The organism is Klebsiella indica (genome assembly GCF_005860775.1).
GTDB classification, from domain to species: domain Bacteria; phylum Pseudomonadota; class Gammaproteobacteria; order Enterobacterales; family Enterobacteriaceae; genus Klebsiella; species Klebsiella indica.
The window spans coordinates 51,290-67,107 of sequence record NZ_VCHQ01000012.1 but is presented as its reverse complement, the minus strand read 5'-3'; the positions used below and the strand labels follow the sequence as shown (position 1 = coordinate 67,107).

At 55.3% G+C, this 15,818-nt stretch carries 14 protein-coding genes and 1 other RNA gene; 11 read left to right on the top strand and 4 right to left on the bottom strand.

Going from position 1 to position 15,818, the window contains the following annotated elements; translation table 11 throughout:
- Positions 1-27 precede the first annotated feature (27 nt).
- Positions 28-663: an arginine exporter ArgO gene (gene argO / locus FE839_RS10645; protein WP_138360797.1), complete on the top strand. Its 636-nt coding sequence runs from the start codon at positions 28-30 to the stop codon at positions 661-663.
- 91 nt (positions 664-754) lie between these two features.
- Complete coding sequence (locus FE839_RS10640; RefSeq protein ID WP_138360796.1) at positions 755-1,522, top strand: oxidative stress defense protein; 768 nt, start codon at positions 755-757, stop codon at positions 1,520-1,522.
- A 187-nt stretch (positions 1,523-1,709) separates the two neighbouring features.
- Here the strand turns inward: FE839_RS10640 and argP are convergent, their stop codons facing one another.
- Positions 1,710-2,603: a DNA-binding transcriptional regulator ArgP gene (gene argP / locus FE839_RS10635; RefSeq protein WP_138360795.1), complete on the bottom strand. Its 894-nt coding sequence runs from the start codon at positions 2,601-2,603 to the stop codon at positions 1,710-1,712.
- Positions 2,604-2,772: 169 nt separating this feature from the next.
- Between argP and rpiA the strand changes: the two genes are divergently transcribed.
- Together rpiA and serA are read left to right on the top strand one after the other, a co-directional pair.
- Positions 2,773-3,432 (top strand): ribose-5-phosphate isomerase RpiA, encoded by a 660-nt coding sequence (rpiA, locus tag FE839_RS10630; RefSeq protein WP_138360794.1) that lies wholly within the window; start codon positions 2,773-2,775, stop codon positions 3,430-3,432.
- A 268-nt stretch (positions 3,433-3,700) separates the two neighbouring features.
- Entirely contained in the window at positions 3,701-4,933 is a 1,233-nt protein-coding gene (gene serA / locus FE839_RS10620; RefSeq protein WP_138360792.1) for a phosphoglycerate dehydrogenase, read from the top strand.
- Between the two features lie 112 nt (positions 4,934-5,045).
- Here serA and FE839_RS10615 read toward each other — a convergent pair whose 3' ends face one another.
- The 3 genes from FE839_RS10615 to zapA form a co-directional block, all read right to left on the bottom strand.
- The gene (locus tag FE839_RS10615; RefSeq protein WP_138360791.1) at positions 5,046-5,642 is read right to left on the bottom strand and encodes a 5-formyltetrahydrofolate cyclo-ligase; all 597 of its coding nucleotides are present in this window, start codon (positions 5,640-5,642) and stop codon (positions 5,046-5,048) included.
- 113 nt (positions 5,643-5,755) lie between these two features.
- Positions 5,756-5,939: non-coding RNA, 6S RNA (ssrS, locus tag FE839_RS10610), on the bottom strand.
- 41 nt (positions 5,940-5,980) lie between these two features.
- On the bottom strand, positions 5,981-6,310 hold the full coding sequence (zapA, locus tag FE839_RS10605) for a cell division protein ZapA (RefSeq protein ID WP_004105598.1): 330 nt from the start codon (positions 6,308-6,310) through the stop codon (positions 5,981-5,983).
- 164 nt (positions 6,311-6,474) lie between these two features.
- On the opposite strand from zapA, the gene FE839_RS10600 reads away from it, so the two are divergent.
- From FE839_RS10600 to gcvP, 7 genes are all read left to right on the top strand, one after another.
- Complete coding sequence (locus FE839_RS10600; RefSeq protein ID WP_138360790.1) at positions 6,475-7,053, top strand: YecA/YgfB family protein; 579 nt, start codon at positions 6,475-6,477, stop codon at positions 7,051-7,053.
- A gap of 28 nt (positions 7,054-7,081) precedes the next feature.
- Positions 7,082-8,398 carry a Xaa-Pro aminopeptidase gene (gene pepP, locus FE839_RS10595; RefSeq protein ID WP_138360789.1) on the top strand — a complete coding sequence of 439 codons (1,317 nt, stop codon included), beginning with the start codon at positions 7,082-7,084 and terminating at the stop codon, positions 8,396-8,398.
- On the top strand, positions 8,395-9,573 hold the full coding sequence (gene ubiH / locus FE839_RS10590) for a 2-octaprenyl-6-methoxyphenyl hydroxylase (protein WP_138360788.1): 1,179 nt from the start codon (positions 8,395-8,397) through the stop codon (positions 9,571-9,573). The genes pepP and ubiH overlap by 4 nt, the downstream gene beginning before the upstream one ends.
- A gap of 10 nt (positions 9,574-9,583) precedes the next feature.
- A complete protein-coding gene (gene ubiI / locus FE839_RS10585; protein ID WP_138360787.1) occupies positions 9,584-10,786 on the top strand; it encodes an FAD-dependent 2-octaprenylphenol hydroxylase in 1,203 nt (400 codons plus the stop codon).
- Between the two features lie 420 nt (positions 10,787-11,206).
- A complete protein-coding gene (gene gcvT / locus FE839_RS10580) occupies positions 11,207-12,301 on the top strand; it encodes a glycine cleavage system aminomethyltransferase GcvT (protein ID WP_138360786.1) in 1,095 nt (364 codons plus the stop codon).
- Positions 12,302-12,324: 23 nt separating this feature from the next.
- A complete protein-coding gene (gene gcvH, locus FE839_RS10575; protein ID WP_138360785.1) occupies positions 12,325-12,714 on the top strand; it encodes a glycine cleavage system protein GcvH in 390 nt (129 codons plus the stop codon).
- 220 nt (positions 12,715-12,934) lie between these two features.
- Complete coding sequence (gcvP, locus tag FE839_RS10570; RefSeq protein WP_138360784.1) at positions 12,935-15,808, top strand: aminomethyl-transferring glycine dehydrogenase; 2,874 nt, start codon at positions 12,935-12,937, stop codon at positions 15,806-15,808.
- The last annotated feature ends 10 nt before the right edge of the window (positions 15,809-15,818 follow it).

Genomic DNA, 15,818 nt, shown 5'->3' with positions numbered 1-15,818 from the left:
ATTTACGACTCTGGCGGAAAATCCCATATGTTATCTTATTATTTCCAGGGGCTTGCTCTGGGAGCGGCGATGATTTTGCCGCTCGGTCCCCAAAATGCTTTTGTGATGAATCAGGGTATTCGTCGCCAGTATCATCTGATGATTGCTCTGCTTTGCGCGATCAGCGATCTGCTGCTCATTTGTGCCGGCGTGTTTGGCGGCAGCGCGTTGCTGATGCAGTCGCCGTGGCTGTTGGCGATGGTGACCTGGGGCGGCGTCGCCTTTTTATTGTGGTACGGTTTTGGGGCGATGAAAACGGCTTTTAGCCGACATCTGGAACTGGCCAGCGCGGAAGCGATGAAGCAGGGGCGCTGGAGAATTATTGTCACCATGCTGGCGGTGACCTGGCTGAATCCACATGTTTATCTTGATACCTTTGTGGTGCTCGGCAGCCTTGGCGGACAACTGGCAGCAGAGCCAAAGCGCTGGTTTGCCTTAGGTACCATTAGCGCTTCGTTTTTATGGTTCTTTGGTCTGGCCCTGCTGGCCGCCTGGCTGGCACCGCGTTTGCGTACGGCAACGGCGCAAAGAGTCATCAATCTGCTGGTCGGCCTGGTAATGTGGATGATTGCGCTACAGTTAGCGAAAGATGGCCTTGCGCATGTGCAGGCGCTGCTTAACTAAGCCTTCTCTGATGGACTTTCCTCATCTACGCGCTAAGCTGGTTGGCATGCGTCCACCTTATGGACGACTCATGTAAGATGGAGAAACGACAGTGAAGTTAAAAGTCATGGCCCTGGCGGCAGCACTCGGATTTAGCGTAATGGCCACACAGGCAAATGAATTGCCAAATGGCCCACATATTGTCACGTCAGGGACCGCCAGCGTTGCCGCGGTTCCCGATATCGCCACCCTGGCGATTGAAGTTAACGTCTCCGCGAAAGACGCGGCATCGGCAAAGAAACAGGCTGACGAACGTGTTGCCCAGTATCTTTCTTTCCTGGAAAAGAGCGGTATTGGCAGGAAAGATATTAACTCAGCCAATCTGCGTACTCAGCCTGATTATGATTATCAGAATGGTAAAAGCATTCTTAAGGGCTACCGCGCGGTGCGTAGCGTTGAAGTCACGTTACGGCAACTGGATAAGCTCAACGGTCTGTTAGATGGTGCATTAAAAGCGGGTCTGAATGAGATCCGCTCAGTGTCTCTGGGGGTTGCGCAACCGGACGCGTATAAAGATAAAGCGCGCAAAGCGGCGATTGATAATGCTATTCACCAGGCACAGGAACTGGCAGCCGGTTTCCATAGTAAGCTGGGGCCGGTCTATAGCGTTCGTTATCATGTCTCCAATTACCAGCCCAGCCCGATGGTGCGGATGATGAAAGCGGATGCGGCGCCAGTTTCTGCTCAGGAAAGCTATGAACAGGCGACAATTCAGTTTGATGATCAGGTGGATGTGGTGTTTGAACTGCAACCTGCGCAGTCTGCCTCGGCTCCATCCACGCCAGCAAAAGCTGCTGATGAGTCAAAAGCGGCGCAATAGACTATGTTGCCCGGCCTGCATGCCGGGCTTTTCCGATGGTCATTGCGTCAACATGATATCGGCGACACGCTGAATCGTTTAGCAAAGCCCGCCGTGAACCCTCGCCCAATGTGAACCGATTGCATAAAGTCAGATTACTGTAACTCGTCATTCACTGGCTGGATGGCTCCCACCCTGAAAGCCTGGCCTAATCTTGCCTTAATACTTTGTGCCCATAATTGATCAGCGCATCGGTCACCCGGCGCATCATGCGGCTCTCCGGCGCGAAACGGTGCCAGTAGAGCATCCGGCGCTGGAACAGGCCAGGGGTGAGGTCAATAAGCTCACCGCTGTTCAACTCTTTCTCAATCTGCAGATGCGGGATCATACAGCAGGTGGTTCCCTGACGAGCTAACTGCACAAAGGCTTCAGAAGAGTTCACGATATGGCAGGGGACGCTGCCCGGCGGTAAGTCGAAATTCTGCTGTAAGAAAGCCTGGTGCATATCGTCGAGATGATCGAACGCCACCACCGGCGCTTTGAGCAGCGCCGAACGGGTGACGCCGTTGGGAAAATAGCGTTGCGCAAACTCTTTAGAGGCGACGAACAGATAGTCGAGAGCCCCGAGCTGGTCGACCAGGCAACTGGGCAGTGCCTGCGGCTGAATACTGACTGCCCCGACGACTTCACCGCGGCGCAGACGTTCCTGGGTACGGGTTTCATCTTCCACCTGTAAATTGAGGCGAATAGGGGAGTCGGAGAGTACGCTGGAAAGCGCGGGCAGCAGCCAGGTTGCCAGACTGTCGGCGTTGACCGCCAGCGACAGCAGCAGCGGCGTGGAGCCGGTTTGCTCATCGCCCAGCCACTCCTCTTCCAGCAGCTCGACCTGACGCAGCAGGGCCAGCAATTTTTGCCCTTGCTCGGTAGGACGCGGCGGTACGGTGCGCACCAGCAGCGGTTGGCCAAACATATTTTCCAGTTGTTTAATGCGCTGTGAGACGGCGGACTGGGTGATACAAAGCTTCTGCGCGGCGCGCTCAAATCCTCGTTCCCTGATTACCGCGTCCAGCGCCTGTAGTGTTCTGTAGTCCGGTCGTTTCATTGCTCTGACGTACCCCTAATACTTTTCGTTAACTCGCACTATGACATAAATTTGCTTTTGATGAAGACGAAAAAATTGTCTGCTGCGTTGTGTGATCTTCGTCGCAGGGACAATAACACCCCTGGTGTTCTATAATGCGCCACAGGCAATTACATTTCGGACCATAATCATGACGCAAGATGAACTGAAAAAAGCAGTAGGCTGGGCGGCATTGCAGTATGTACAGCCGGGCACCATCGTTGGGGTTGGTACGGGTTCCACGGCGGCACATTTTATTGACGCGCTGGGCACCATGAAAGGGCAGATTGAAGGGGCGGTTTCCAGCTCCGATGCCTCAACCGAAAAACTGAAAAGCCTCGGTATTACTGTTTTTGATCTTAACAGCGTTGATCGTCTGGGCATCTATGTAGACGGTGCTGACGAGATTAACGGCCATATGCAGATGATTAAAGGCGGCGGTGCGGCGCTGACGCGGGAGAAAATTATCGCCTCGGTTGCTGACAAGTTTATCTGTATCGCCGATGCTTCTAAGCAGGTCGATATTCTCGGTACATTTCCGCTGCCGGTTGAAGTGATTCCGATGGCCCGCAGCGCCGTGGCGCGTGCGCTGGTTAAGCTGGGCGGTCGTCCGGAGTATCGTCAGGGCGTGGTGACCGACAACGGTAACGTGATCCTCGATGTATATGGCCTGGAGATTCTTGACGCCGTGGCGCTGGAAAATGCCATCAACGGTATTCCGGGCGTGGTAACCGTCGGCCTGTTTGCGAATCGTGGCGCGGATATCGCGCTGATCGGCACCGCCGATGGAGTAAAAACCATCACGAAATAGTCTGACCGGGGGAGTGAACCTGCTCCCTCGGCAATATTTTTTTATCAGGTTCATTTTGGTGACTTATGTCACATTTATTCTCAAATCATGAGTAACAGTCTGTCTTTCTTTTTCTTTATGGTGTTTTGTTCTGTCATTTCCCGCTGAGTGATATTTCTTCAGGTTGTTGGCGCAAACGTTCATATTGCCGCGATAGTTTTTTTTGATATGTTGCTGAGAAGAACTTTCGTTCCGCACGACATCAGTTAAGACAAAACAGGACGGGGAAATGGCTAAGGTATCACTGGAAAAAGACAAGATTAAATTTCTGCTGGTTGAAGGTGTACATCAAAAAGCGGTGGATAATCTCCGCGCGGCGGGCTACACCAATATCGAGTTTCACAAAGGCGCGCTGGATAGCGAAGCGCTGAAAGCGTCGATCCGTGATGCTCATTTTATTGGCCTGCGTTCCCGTACTCATCTGACTGAAGAGATCTTCGCGGCGGCGGAAAAGCTGGTTGCCGTCGGCTGTTTCTGTATCGGTACCAATCAGGTTGATTTGAATGCGGCGGCAAAACGCGGTATTCCGGTGTTTAACGCGCCGTTCTCAAATACGCGCTCCGTTGCTGAACTGGTTATTGGCGAATTGTTGCTTATGCTGCGCGGAGTGCCGGCGGCAAACGCGAAAGCACATCGCGGCGTGTGGAACAAACTGGCGGTTGGCAGCTTCGAAGCGCGCGGCAAAAAGTTGGGCATTATTGGCTATGGTCATATCGGTACCCAACTGGGTATCCTGGCCGAATCGCTGGGGATGCACGTCTATTTCTATGATATTGAAAGCAAATTACCGTTAGGTAACGCCGTTCAGGTACAGCATCTCTCTGATTTGTTGAATATGAGCGATGTTGTGAGTCTGCATGTGCCGGAAAACATCTCCACTAAAAATATGATTGGCGCGGAAGAACTGGCGCTGATGAAGCCGGGCGCGCTGCTGATTAACGCCTCTCGCGGCACAGTCGTTGATATCCCGGCCCTGTGCGAGGTGCTGGCGAGCAAACATCTGGCGGGCGCGGCGATTGATGTATTTCCAACCGAACCTGCGACCAACAGCGATCCGTTTAACTCCCCGCTCTGCGAATTTGACAACGTTATCCTGACTCCGCACATTGGCGGTTCAACTCAGGAAGCGCAGGAAAATATCGGTCTGGAAGTCTCGGGCAAGCTGGTGAAATACTCTGATAACGGTTCGACGCTTTCTGCGGTTAACTTCCCTGAAGTGTCGTTGCCGCTGCACGGTGGCCGCCGTCTGCTGCACATCCACGAAAACCGTCCGGGCGTGCTGACCTCGATTAACCAGATCTTTGCGGCCCAGGGTATTAACATCGCGGCGCAGTATCTGCAGACCACGCCGCAGATGGGTTACGTGGTTATCGATATCGAAGCGGAAGAAGATGTGGCACAGACCGCATTGCAGGCGATGAAGGCCATTCCGGGCACTATTCGCGCTCGTCTGCTGTTCTAATCCCCTTTGTTGCCAGCGGGCAGGTCAGCAACCTGCCCTTCTCTCGGCTTCATACCGCAATTCTGACGTTTCTCTCGCTCATACAAACGCGCTGCTGGCGATTAAAGCCGATTTACCAGATCCAGGTTTTTGACGGCGTGATGACCGCTGGCAGCGGGATATCCCACTGCTCTGCCGGTAGCGCTTCGACCTGCTGGCAATCGTGGGCGTAACCGACCGGCTGAAGATGGTATTGCCGCCAGTTTTGCAGCGTCCGGTCGTAAAATCCGCCGCCCATTCCCAGGCGTTGCCCGACGGCATCGAACGCCACCAGCGGGGTAATCAGCACATCCAGTTGGCTGAGGGGCAGCACATCGCGCACATCAAGTCTGGGTTCGTGGATTTTCAAACGATTGACGACCAGGTCACTGTGCGGGTGGTAGTGTAAAAACAGCAGATTGGCCGGACTGAAAGGGTGAAGGACGGGGAGATAAACTCGCTTGCCCGCTCGCCAGAGTTGGTCAATGAGCGGCTGCGTATCCAGTTCGCCATCAAACGAAAGAAATACTGCGACCGTATGCGCAAGCAAAACAGGAGGATACACCATCATTCTGTCTGCTGCCTGCAGGGCAAACAGTGTTTGCTGCTCCGGTGTTAACGCGCGTCGGCGCTGGCGGATCTGCTGGCGAATGTGTTGCCTGGTGTACGGGATATCTGACAATAGCGTCATGCCTGAATCTCATTGGTGTACAAACAATGGTGAGCAAACAATACAAACAGGCATAGTGTAATACACGATGGCATAAGCCGGAAATGAAGTCGGGGAATGGAACGATAAAGAAGGGAATCTCCGAGATGCCGCCGCAGGCTGTAACCCTTGAACCCTTGGTTCAAGGTGAATGTGTCGTCACGGTTTTAAGGCTTCTCGGACGAACCGAGCATGCTCACCAACCATGGAGCGCCACATTCTTGTGGTATGAAATATCGGCTCAGGGGACTGGCCCGCTTGCAAACATCTCAGAGAAATTTTGTTCTTGCGATTACTCTAACACAGTTAAATGCAAAGTGTTATTCAAACTTCTGCCCGGGTCTTTCGCTTATGCGACCTTGCTCAAGCAACGCTTGTTCGATGGTCTGCTGAAGCATCCGAATACGCTGCTCCATACTGGCGGCGTAGTCGCGGGTTTTCGCTTTTTCCTGAGTCAACTCATAGCTGATGTTCAACGCGGCGATGAACACCAACTGCTCAGTATTTGTGACTCTAGTGCGTTCTTTTAAATCTTGCAACCGCTGATTCAGGTCATCAGCGGCCTGGTTTAAGGCATCCCTTTGTTCGGGCGGGCAATTCACGCGGAGTGAACGGCCAAAAATCTGGAGATCTACGGGTTGTGCAGACATGCCACCTTCCTGCTGATTAACTGCGCGGCCTTCGCGCCAAGGAGGCTCCGCGAAGGGGCGACACTATAGCTACCCTGGTTCGGAGATACAAGTCCTATTCTGGTTCACCAGGGTCCAAAGTGGTAGCATATCATGAATATTCCTCCCAACGATGACGAATGCGCATGTCTATACAGAACGAAATGCCTGATTACAGTGATGTAGACCAGTTACTGAACCAACAAGGGGTGGGATTAACGCCTGCCGAAATGCACGGATTAATCTGTGGGATCCTGTGTGGCGGCAACAAGGACAGCAGCTGGCAGCCTCTGGTGCATGACCTGACTAACGAAGGACTGGCTTTTGGCCATGAACTGGCGCAGGCGCTGCGTCACATGCATTCCGCCACCAGTGATTCGCTGGAAGATGACGGCTTTTTGTTCCAGCTTTACTTGCCGGATGGCGAGGCGGTGAGCGTGTTCGATCGTGCCGATGCGCTGGCGGGCTGGGTGAACCATTTTCTGCTTGGGTTAGGCGTGACGCAGCCTAAGCTGGATAAAGTCAAAGACGAAGCGGGCGAAGCGATTGACGATCTGCGCAATATCGCCCAGCTCGGGTACGACGAAGACGAGGATCAGGAAGAGCTCGAAATGTCCCTTGAAGAGATTATCGAGTACGTCCGCGTTGCAGCGCTGTTGTGCCACGATACGTTTTCAATGCAAAAACCTACTGCGCCGGAAGTTCAGAAGCCGACACTACACTAATTATTCACTAAATTGTTCAGGGGGCGTCATGACTCAGCAGGAATTTCTCTCTCGTCGCCAGGCTCTGCTGGCGCAGATGCAGCCAGGCAGCGCGGCGTTGATTTTCGCCGCGCCGGAAGTCACGCGTAGCGCAGATTCGGAATATCCCTACCGGCAGAATAGCGATTTTTGGTATTTCACCGGCTTTAATGAGCCGGAAGCGCTGCTGGTGCTGATTAAAAGCGATGAAACGCACAACCACAGCGTATTGTTTAACCGCGTTCGCGATTTGACCGCTGAAATCTGGTTTGGCCGTCGTCTTGGGCAGGAGGCCGCGCCGGCGAAGCTGGGAGTCGATCGCGCGCTGGCGTTTAGTGAAATTAATCAGCAACTGTTTCAGTTGCTTAATGGCCTTGATGCTATTTATTTTGCCCAGGGCGAATATGCATACGCCGATGAACTGGTGTTTAACGCGCTGGAAAAACTGCGTAAAGGCGTGCGTCAGAATCTGCAGGCACCGAACTCGGTGATTGACTGGCGGCCAGTCGTGCATGAAATGCGCCTGTTTAAGTCGGCGGAAGAGCTGGACGTGATGCGACGCGCCGGTGAAATCTCCGCGCTGGCCCATACTCGCGCCATGGAAAAATGCCGCCCAGGGATGTTCGAATACCAGCTGGAAGGTGAGATCCTCCATGAGTTCAACCGCCACGGCGCGCGCTTCCCTTCTTATAACACCATCGTGGGCGGCGGTGAAAATGGCTGCATTTTGCACTACACCGAGAATGAGAGCGAACTGCGCGACGGTGATCTGGTGCTGATTGATGCCGGCTGTGAATACCGTGGCTATGCGGGCGATATTACCCGTACCTTCCCGGTTAACGGTAAATTCAGCCCGGCGCAGCGCAAGATTTACGATATCGTCCTTGAATCTCTGGAAACCTCGCTGAAGCTTTATCGCCCCGGCACCTCAATTAATGAGGTTAACCAGCAGGTGGTGCGGATTATGATTAGCGGCCTGGTACGTCTGGGAATACTGAAAGGGGATATTGACGAACTGATGGCTAATAACGCCCATCGTCCTTTCTTTATGCATGGTCTGAGCCACTGGCTGGGACTCGACGTACACGATGTGGGGAATTATGACGTCGACCGCTCGCGTATTCTTGAACCGGGAATGGTGCTGACCGTTGAGCCGGGTCTGTATATTGCGACGGATGCTGATGTTCCGGCGCAGTATCGGGGTATCGGCATTCGTATCGAAGATGACATTGTCATCACCGAAGACGGCAACGAGAACCTCACCGCGGGTGTGGTGAAAAACGCGGACGATATTGAGGCGCTGATGGCGGCGGCGCGCCAGCTATGAGCGTACTGATCGTTGGCGGTGGAATGACCGGTGCGACGCTGGCGCTGGCGATTTCTCGCCTGACCGGCGGTAATCTGCCGGTGCATCTGGTTGAAGCATCGGCGCCGGAATCCGCGAAGCATCCGGGCTTTGACGCGCGGGCGATCGCACTGGCGGCCGGAACCTGCCAGCAACTGGCCAGGATCGGTATCTGGCAGGAGATTGCCGACTGCGCGACGGCCATTCAGCGCGTCCACGTCAGCGATCGCGGGCATGCGGGATTTGTGACGCTTGACGCCCGGGATTACGCTCTGGCGGCACTAGGTCAGGTGGTTGAACTACACGATGTCGGCCAGCGCCTGTTTGCGCAACTGCGCAAGGCGCCTGGCATCACGCTGCACTGTCCGGCTAAAGTTGCGGAGGTTAGCCGCAGCGTGGGGGACGTTAGTCTTACTCTGGACAATGGTGAAACCCTTAACGGTAAACTGCTGGTGGCGGCCGATGGTTCGCGCTCCACTCTGGGGGCGCGCTGCGGGATAAGCTGGCAGCAGCAGCCCTATGAACAACTGGCGATTATCGCCAACGTCAGTACCGCTCGGCCGCATAACGGCCAGGCATTCGAACGCTTTACCCGACATGGCCCGCTGGCGATGCTGCCGATGTCGCAGGGGCGCGGTTCGCTGGTGTGGTGTCATCCGCAGTCGCGGCATGAAGAGGTGCTCGGCTGGTCAGATGAACGTTTCTGCGATGAACTGCAGCAGGCATTTGGCTGGCGGCTTGGCCAGATAACTCACGCCGGAAAGCGTAGCGCTTATCCGTTATCGCTGACTGCCGCTACCCGCACGGTTACGCATCGTCTGGCCCTGGTGGGTAATGCGGCGCAGACGCTGCATCCCATTGCCGGACAGGGGTTTAACCTCGGCCTGCGGGATGTGATGAGTCTGGCGGAAATGGTTGCGCAGGCGCATGCCGTTGGTCAGGATCCGGGCGACTATGCGCTTTTGAGCCGTTATCAGGCGCGACGCGCCGACGACAAAGCCGCCACGATTGGCGTGACCGACGGTCTGGTGCATCTGTTCGCCAATCGTTGGGCGCCGCTGGTCGTGGGGCGCAATGTCGGTCTGATGGCGATGGAATTATTTACCCCGGCTCGCGATGCGCTGGCGCAGCGTACCCTCGGTTGGGTCCCCCGTTAAGGAGTGAAACGTGCAAAGTGTTGATGTCGCCATTGTGGGCGGTGGAATGGTGGGGCTGGCGGTTGCCTGCGGGTTGCAGGGTAGCGGGCTGCGCGTTGCGGTGCTGGAACAGGCTGAGCCTCAACCGCTGAACGCCGATGCGCCGCCGGCGCTGCGGGTGTCGGCGATTAACGCCGCCAGCGAAACGCTATTGAGCAAACTGGGCGTCTGGCAGGATATCATTGCCCGACGCGCCAGTTGCTATCACGGCATGGAAGTGTGGGATAAAGACAGTTTTGGTCGCATTCGCTTCGATGATCAAAGCATGGGCTTTAGCCACCTGGGGCATATTATTGAAAACGCGGTGATACACCATGCTCTGTGGCAAAAAGCGCAGCGTTGTTCCGACGTCACCTTGCTGGCTCCGGCCCAGTTGCAGCATGTCGCCTGGGGGGAAAATGAAGCCTTTCTTAGCCTGCAGGATGGCAGTATGTTAACCGCCCGGCTGGTGATTGGCGCTGACGGCGCCAATTCGTGGTTGCGCAACAATGCCGACATTCCGCTGACGTACTGGGATTATCAGCATCACGCGCTGGTCGCTACCATTCGCACTGAAGCGCCGCACGAAGCGATTGCTCGCCAGGCGTTCCACGGCGAAGGCATCCTGGCGTTTTTGCCGCTGAGCGATCCGCATCTCTGCTCTATCGTCTGGTCGCTGTCTCCCGAGGCAGCGAAACGGATGCAACAGGCAGAGGCACCCGCTTTCAACCAGGCGCTGAATATTGCTTTTGATAATCGTCTGGGGTTGTGCGCCGTTGAGAGCGAGCGTCAGGTCTTTCCGTTGACCGGCCGCTATGCCCGTCAGTTTGCCGCCCATCGCCTGGCGTTGGTTGGCGATGCCGCTCACACTATTCACCCGCTGGCCGGGCAGGGCGTTAACCTTGGTTTTATGGATGCCGCCGAGCTGATTGATGAACTGAAACGCCTGCATGCGCAGGGTAAGGATATCGGTCAGCATCTGTATCTGCGTCGCTACGAGCGCAGGCGTAAGCATAGCGCAGCGTTGATGCTGGCGGGGATGCAGGGATTTCGCGAGATGTTCTCCGGCAGCCATCCGGCGAAGAAGCTACTGCGCGACATCGGCCTCAAGCTGGCGGATACGTTACCCGGCGTGAAGCCACAGCTTATTCGTCAGGCGATGGGGTTAAACGACCTTCCTGCCTGGTTACGTTAAGTTCGTCACATTTATTTCCCCGGCCTCCGCGCCGGGCTACCCTCTCTCATTTGAAATAATCTAATTTCACCTCTTTTTTCGCATTAGTTTTATTAATGCCGTCTTATTTTCATCACCGATCTTAGGTTTTTAATTCAACATTAAATGTCATAATTTTCTGCTTCATTGGCGATTTTGTTTTATTTTGCGCGGAATAATAGGTGATTTTTTAGTTTAAAGTTCTGTTGGTTGTGCCGTGGATTTTTGTCATAAGCTAATGTGATGTCCTGATTTAGCTTATGGTTTAGTCCGGATTTCGGTGGTAAGTTCAGGCCAAAGAGAACGTTTGCGTCGGTGTTCGTCAGCGATGGCGGCGGCGCGTTTGCGGCGTAAAATCGCTAAAACCAGTGGCTGGTTTCCGTTTTATTCGATGAGGAAAAGATGGCTCAACAGACTCCGTTGTTTGAACAACACACGTTATGCGGCGCGCGCATGGTGGATTTCCATGGCTGGATGATGCCGCTGCATTACGGATCGCAGATCGATGAGCATCACACGGTGCGTCGTGATGCCGGGATGTTTGATGTGTCGCATATGACCATCGTGGACTTTCATGGTAGCCGTATCCGCGAATTTCTGCGCTATTTACTGGCGAATGACGTGGCGAAGCTTACCGTCCCGGGTAAAGCGCTCTATAGCGGAATGCTGACTGCCTCCGGCGGCGTCATTGATGACCTGATTGTTTATTTCCTTTCTGAAGATTATTTCCGCCTTGTTGTTAACTCCGCCACCCGTGAGAAAGATCTCGCCTGGATTGCTCAGCATTCTGAATCCTATGGCCTTGGGGTAACCGTGCGCGACGATCTTTCCCTGATTGCCGTACAGGGGCCGAAGGCGCAGGAGAGAGCGGCCACGCTGTTTACCGAGACCCAGCGGCAGGCCGTTGAAGGCATGAAGCCCTTTTTTGGCGTGCAGTCCGGCGACCTGTTTATCGCCACCACCGGCTATACCGGGGAAGCGGGCTATGAAATCGCGCTGCCGAACGAGCAGGCGGCAGGTTTCTGGCGTGGCCTGCTGGACGCAGGCGTTAAGCCGTGCGGCCTTGGCGCCCGGGATACGCTGCGCCTGGAGGCGGGGATGAATCTTTACGGCCAGGAGATGGATGAAAGCGTCTCTCCGCTGGCGGCGAATATGGGCTGGACCATCGCCTGGGAGCCCGCTGATCGTGATTTTATCGGTCGCGAAGCGCTGGAACTGCAGCGTGAAAAAGGCACCGAGAAGCTGGTGGGGCTGGTAATGACTGAGAAAGGCGTCCTGCGCGGCGGCCTGCCGGTCCACTTTAGCGATGCCGATGGTAATCAGAAAGAAGGCATTATCACCAGCGGCACCTTCTCCCCCACACTGGGTTACAGCATTGCCTTAGCGCGTGTGCCGGCAGGCATTGGTGAAACCGCCGTGGTGCAGATCCGCAACCGCGAAATGCCGGTAAAAGTGACGAAACCCGTTTTTGTACGCAACGGCAAAGCCGTGGTGTGATTTCCCCTTTTGGAGATGAATTGATGAGCAACGTACCAGCAGAACTGAAATACAGCAAAGAACACGAATGGCTGCGCAAAGAAGCGGATGGCACCTATACCGTCGGCATCACTGAGCACGCGCAGGAGCTGCTTGGCGATATGGTTTTCGTTGACCTGCCGGAAGTGGGCGCGACCGTTGACGCGGGCGCTGACTGCGCCGTTGCCGAGTCGGTAAAAGCGGCTTCTGATATTTATGCGCCAGTTAGCGGTGAAATCGTTGCCGTCAATGAAGATCTGAACGATTCCCCGGAACTGGTCAACAGCGAGCCATATGCGGGCGGTTGGATCTTCAAAATCAAAGCCAGTGACGAAAGTGAAATCGATGCGCTGCTGGATGCAACCGCATACGAAGCATTGTTAGAAGACGAATAAATACGCGTCATCCTTCATGTTGCAGGTGTGTTGGCCTCCTCGCTTATCCCAGTCACTTACTTATGTAAGCTCCTGGGATTCTCTGCGTCGCCGCCGTCCTGCCATGTGAATGATTTTGCGTATTCGTTTTCGCACGCGTAGGCCCGGTAAGCGTTAGCGCCACCGGGCAATTGAGCCAGAGACAACCACGATTCACCGCACGTTTCAGGAACCATCGCCCATGACACAGACGTTAAGCCAGCTTGAAAATAGCGGCGCTTTCATTACACGCCATATCGGACCGGATGCCGCGCAGCAGCAAGAGATGCTGAATGCCGTTGGCGCCGGGTCGCTAAACGCCCTAATCTGCCAGATTGTGCCGCAAGACATTCAGCTTGCCACGCCGCCGCAGGTAGGTGAAGCGGCGACGGAATACGCCGCGCTGGCAGAATTAAAAGCGATTGCCGGTCGCAACAAGCGCTTCACGTCTTACATTGGCATGGGTTATACCGCGGTGCAGCTGCCGCCGGTTATCCTGCGCAATATGCTGGAAAATCCGGGCTGGTACACTGCGTATACGCCTTATCAGCCGGAAGTTTCGCAGGGGCGTCTGGAAGCGCTGCTGAATTTCCAGCAGGTGACGCTGGATCTGACCGGGCTGGATATGGCCTCCGCTTCGTTGCTGGATGAAGCCACCGCCGCAGCGGAAGCGATGGCAATGGCAAAACGCATCAGCAAACTGAAAAACGCCAGCCGTTTCTTTGTCGCCTCTGACGTTCATCCGCAAACGCTGGACGTGGTGCGCACCCGGGCGAAAACCTTTGGTTTCGATGTTATTGTCGATGATGCGGAAAAAGCGCTGGATCACCAGGATGTGTTCGGCGTGCTGTTGCAGCAGGTTGGCACCACCGGTGAAGTTCACGACTACAGCGCGCTGATTAGCGAACTGAAGTCGCGTAAAGTTATCGTTAGCGTGGCCGCTGACTTTATGGCGCTGGTGCTGCTGACGGCGCCGGGCAAGCAGGGTGCGGACATTGTGTTCGGCTCTGCGCAACGCTTCGGCGTACCGATGGGCTACGGCGGCCCACACGCGGCGTTCTTTGCCGCCAAAGATGAATTCAAACGCTCTATGCCGGGCCGTATTATCGGCGTATCGAAAGATGCGGCGGGCAATACCGCACTGCGCATGGCGATGCAGACTCGCGAACAGCATATCCGTCGCGAGAAAGCCAACTCCAATATTTGTACTTCTCAGGTGCTGCTGGCCAACATCGCCAGCCTGTATGCCGTTTATCACGGCCCGGTTGGGCTGAAGCGCATTGCTAATCGCATTCACCGCCTGACCGACATTCTGGCGGCGGGCGTACAGCAAAAAGGGCTGAAACTGCGTCACGCGCACTATTTTGACACCCTGTGTGTGGAAGTCGCGGATAAAGCCGCCGTTCTGGCGCGCGCGGAAGCGGCAGAGATCAACCTGCGCAGCGACATCCACAACGCCGTTGGCATCACGCTGGATGAAACGACAACCCGCGAAAATGTGCGGCAACTGTTCTCTGTCCTGCTGGGTGACGACCACGGCCTTAACATTGATACGCTGGATAAAGATGTGGCGCTTGATAGCCGCTCAATTCCGGCCTGCATGTTGCGTGATGACGCGATCCTGACGCATCCGGTATTTAACCGCTACCATAGCGAAACGGAGATGATGCGCTATATGCATGCGCTGGAGCGTAAGGATCTGGCGCTGAACCAGGCGATGATCCCGCTGGGTTCCTGTACTATGAAGCTCAATGCCGCCGCCGAGATGATCCCCATCACCTGGCCGGAATTTGCGGAACTGCATCCGTTTTGTCCGGCAGATCAGGCGGAAGGGTATCATCAGATGATCAGCCAGCTTTCTGACTGGCTGGTGAAACTGACGGGCTATGACGCCGTGTGTATGCAGCCGAACTCTGGCGCACAGGGCGAATACGCGGGTCTGCTGGCGATTCGTCATTACCACGAAAGCCGCAATGAAGGGCATCGTGATATCTGCCTGATCCCCGCTTCGGCTCACGGCACCAACCCGGCTTCAGCGCATATGGCAGGAATGCAGGTGGTGGTAGTGGCCTGCGATAAAAACGGCAATATCGACTTAGCGGATCTGCGGGCGAAAGCGGAGCAGCATGCGCAGAACCTCTCCTGCATCATGGTCACTTACCCATCCACCCACGGCGTGTACGAAGAAACCATTCGTGATGTGTGCGAGATAGTGCATCAGTTCGGCGGTCAGGTTTATCTTGATGGTGCCAATATGAACGCGCAGGTCGGCATTACCTCTCCGGGTTTTATCGGCGCAGACGTTTCGCACCTCAACCTGCATAAAACCTTCTGCATTCCGCACGGCGGCGGCGGCCCGGGTATGGGGCCGATCGGTGTGAAATCGCATCTGGCGCCGTTTGTTCCGGGTCACAGCGTGGTGCACATCGAAGGGATGCTGACCCGTCAGGGCGCGGTGTCTGCCGCCCCGTTCGGCAGCGCATCCATTCTGCCGATCAGCTGGATGTACATCCGCATGATGGGGGCGGAAGGGCTGAAGCAGGCAAGTCAGGTGGCGATTCTGAACGCCAACTATATCGCCAGCCGGCTGAAAGATGCATTTCCGGTGCTGTATACCGGTCGTGATGGCCGCGTGGCGCACGAGTGTATTCTCGACATCCGTCCGCTGAAAGAAGAGACCGGCATCAGCGAACTGGATATTGCCAAGCGTTTGATCGACTACGGCTTCCATGCGCCGACCATGTCGTTCCCGGTGGCGGGTACGCTGATGGTTGAACCGACGGAATCGGAAAGCAAGATGGAGCTGGATCGCTTTATCAATGCGATGCTGGCGATTCGCGCGGAAATCGATCGCGTGAAGGCCGGTGAGTGGCCGCTGGCGGATAACCCGCTGGTTAACGCGCCGCACACGCAGGGCGAACTGGTGAGCGAGTGGAACCATCCTTACAGTCGCGAGCTGGCGGTATTCCCGGCAGGGCTGAACAATAAATACTGGCCGACCGTGAAACGTCTGGATGATGTTTACGGCGATCGTAACCTGTTCTGTTCCTGCGTACCGATCGCTGAATATCAGTAATCAGCTGATT

Excerpts from the sequence above, each read along its gene's own strand:
- argP (WP_138360795.1), bottom strand. The coding sequence starts at position 2,603 with ATGAAACGACCGGACTACAGAACACTACAGGCGCTGGACGCGGTAATC.
- pepP (WP_138360789.1), top strand. The coding sequence starts at position 7,082 with ATGACTCAGCAGGAATTTCTCTCTCGTCGCCAGGCTCTGCTGGCGCAG.
- serA (WP_138360792.1), top strand. The coding sequence starts at position 3,701 with ATGGCTAAGGTATCACTGGAAAAAGACAAGATTAAATTTCTGCTGGTT.
- ubiH (WP_138360788.1), top strand. The coding sequence starts at position 8,395 with ATGAGCGTACTGATCGTTGGCGGTGGAATGACCGGTGCGACGCTGGCG.
- gcvH (WP_138360785.1), top strand. The coding sequence starts at position 12,325 with ATGAGCAACGTACCAGCAGAACTGAAATACAGCAAAGAACACGAATGG.
- zapA (WP_004105598.1), bottom strand. The coding sequence starts at position 6,310 with ATGTCTGCACAACCCGTAGATCTCCAGATTTTTGGCCGTTCACTCCGC.
- gcvT (WP_138360786.1), top strand. The coding sequence starts at position 11,207 with ATGGCTCAACAGACTCCGTTGTTTGAACAACACACGTTATGCGGCGCG.
- argO (WP_138360797.1), top strand. The coding sequence starts at position 28 with ATGTTATCTTATTATTTCCAGGGGCTTGCTCTGGGAGCGGCGATGATT.
- gcvP (WP_138360784.1), top strand. The coding sequence starts at position 12,935 with ATGACACAGACGTTAAGCCAGCTTGAAAATAGCGGCGCTTTCATTACA.
- rpiA (WP_138360794.1), top strand. The coding sequence starts at position 2,773 with ATGACGCAAGATGAACTGAAAAAAGCAGTAGGCTGGGCGGCATTGCAG.
- FE839_RS10600 (WP_138360790.1), top strand. The coding sequence starts at position 6,475 with ATGTCTATACAGAACGAAATGCCTGATTACAGTGATGTAGACCAGTTA.
- FE839_RS10615 (WP_138360791.1), bottom strand. The coding sequence starts at position 5,642 with ATGACGCTATTGTCAGATATCCCGTACACCAGGCAACACATTCGCCAG.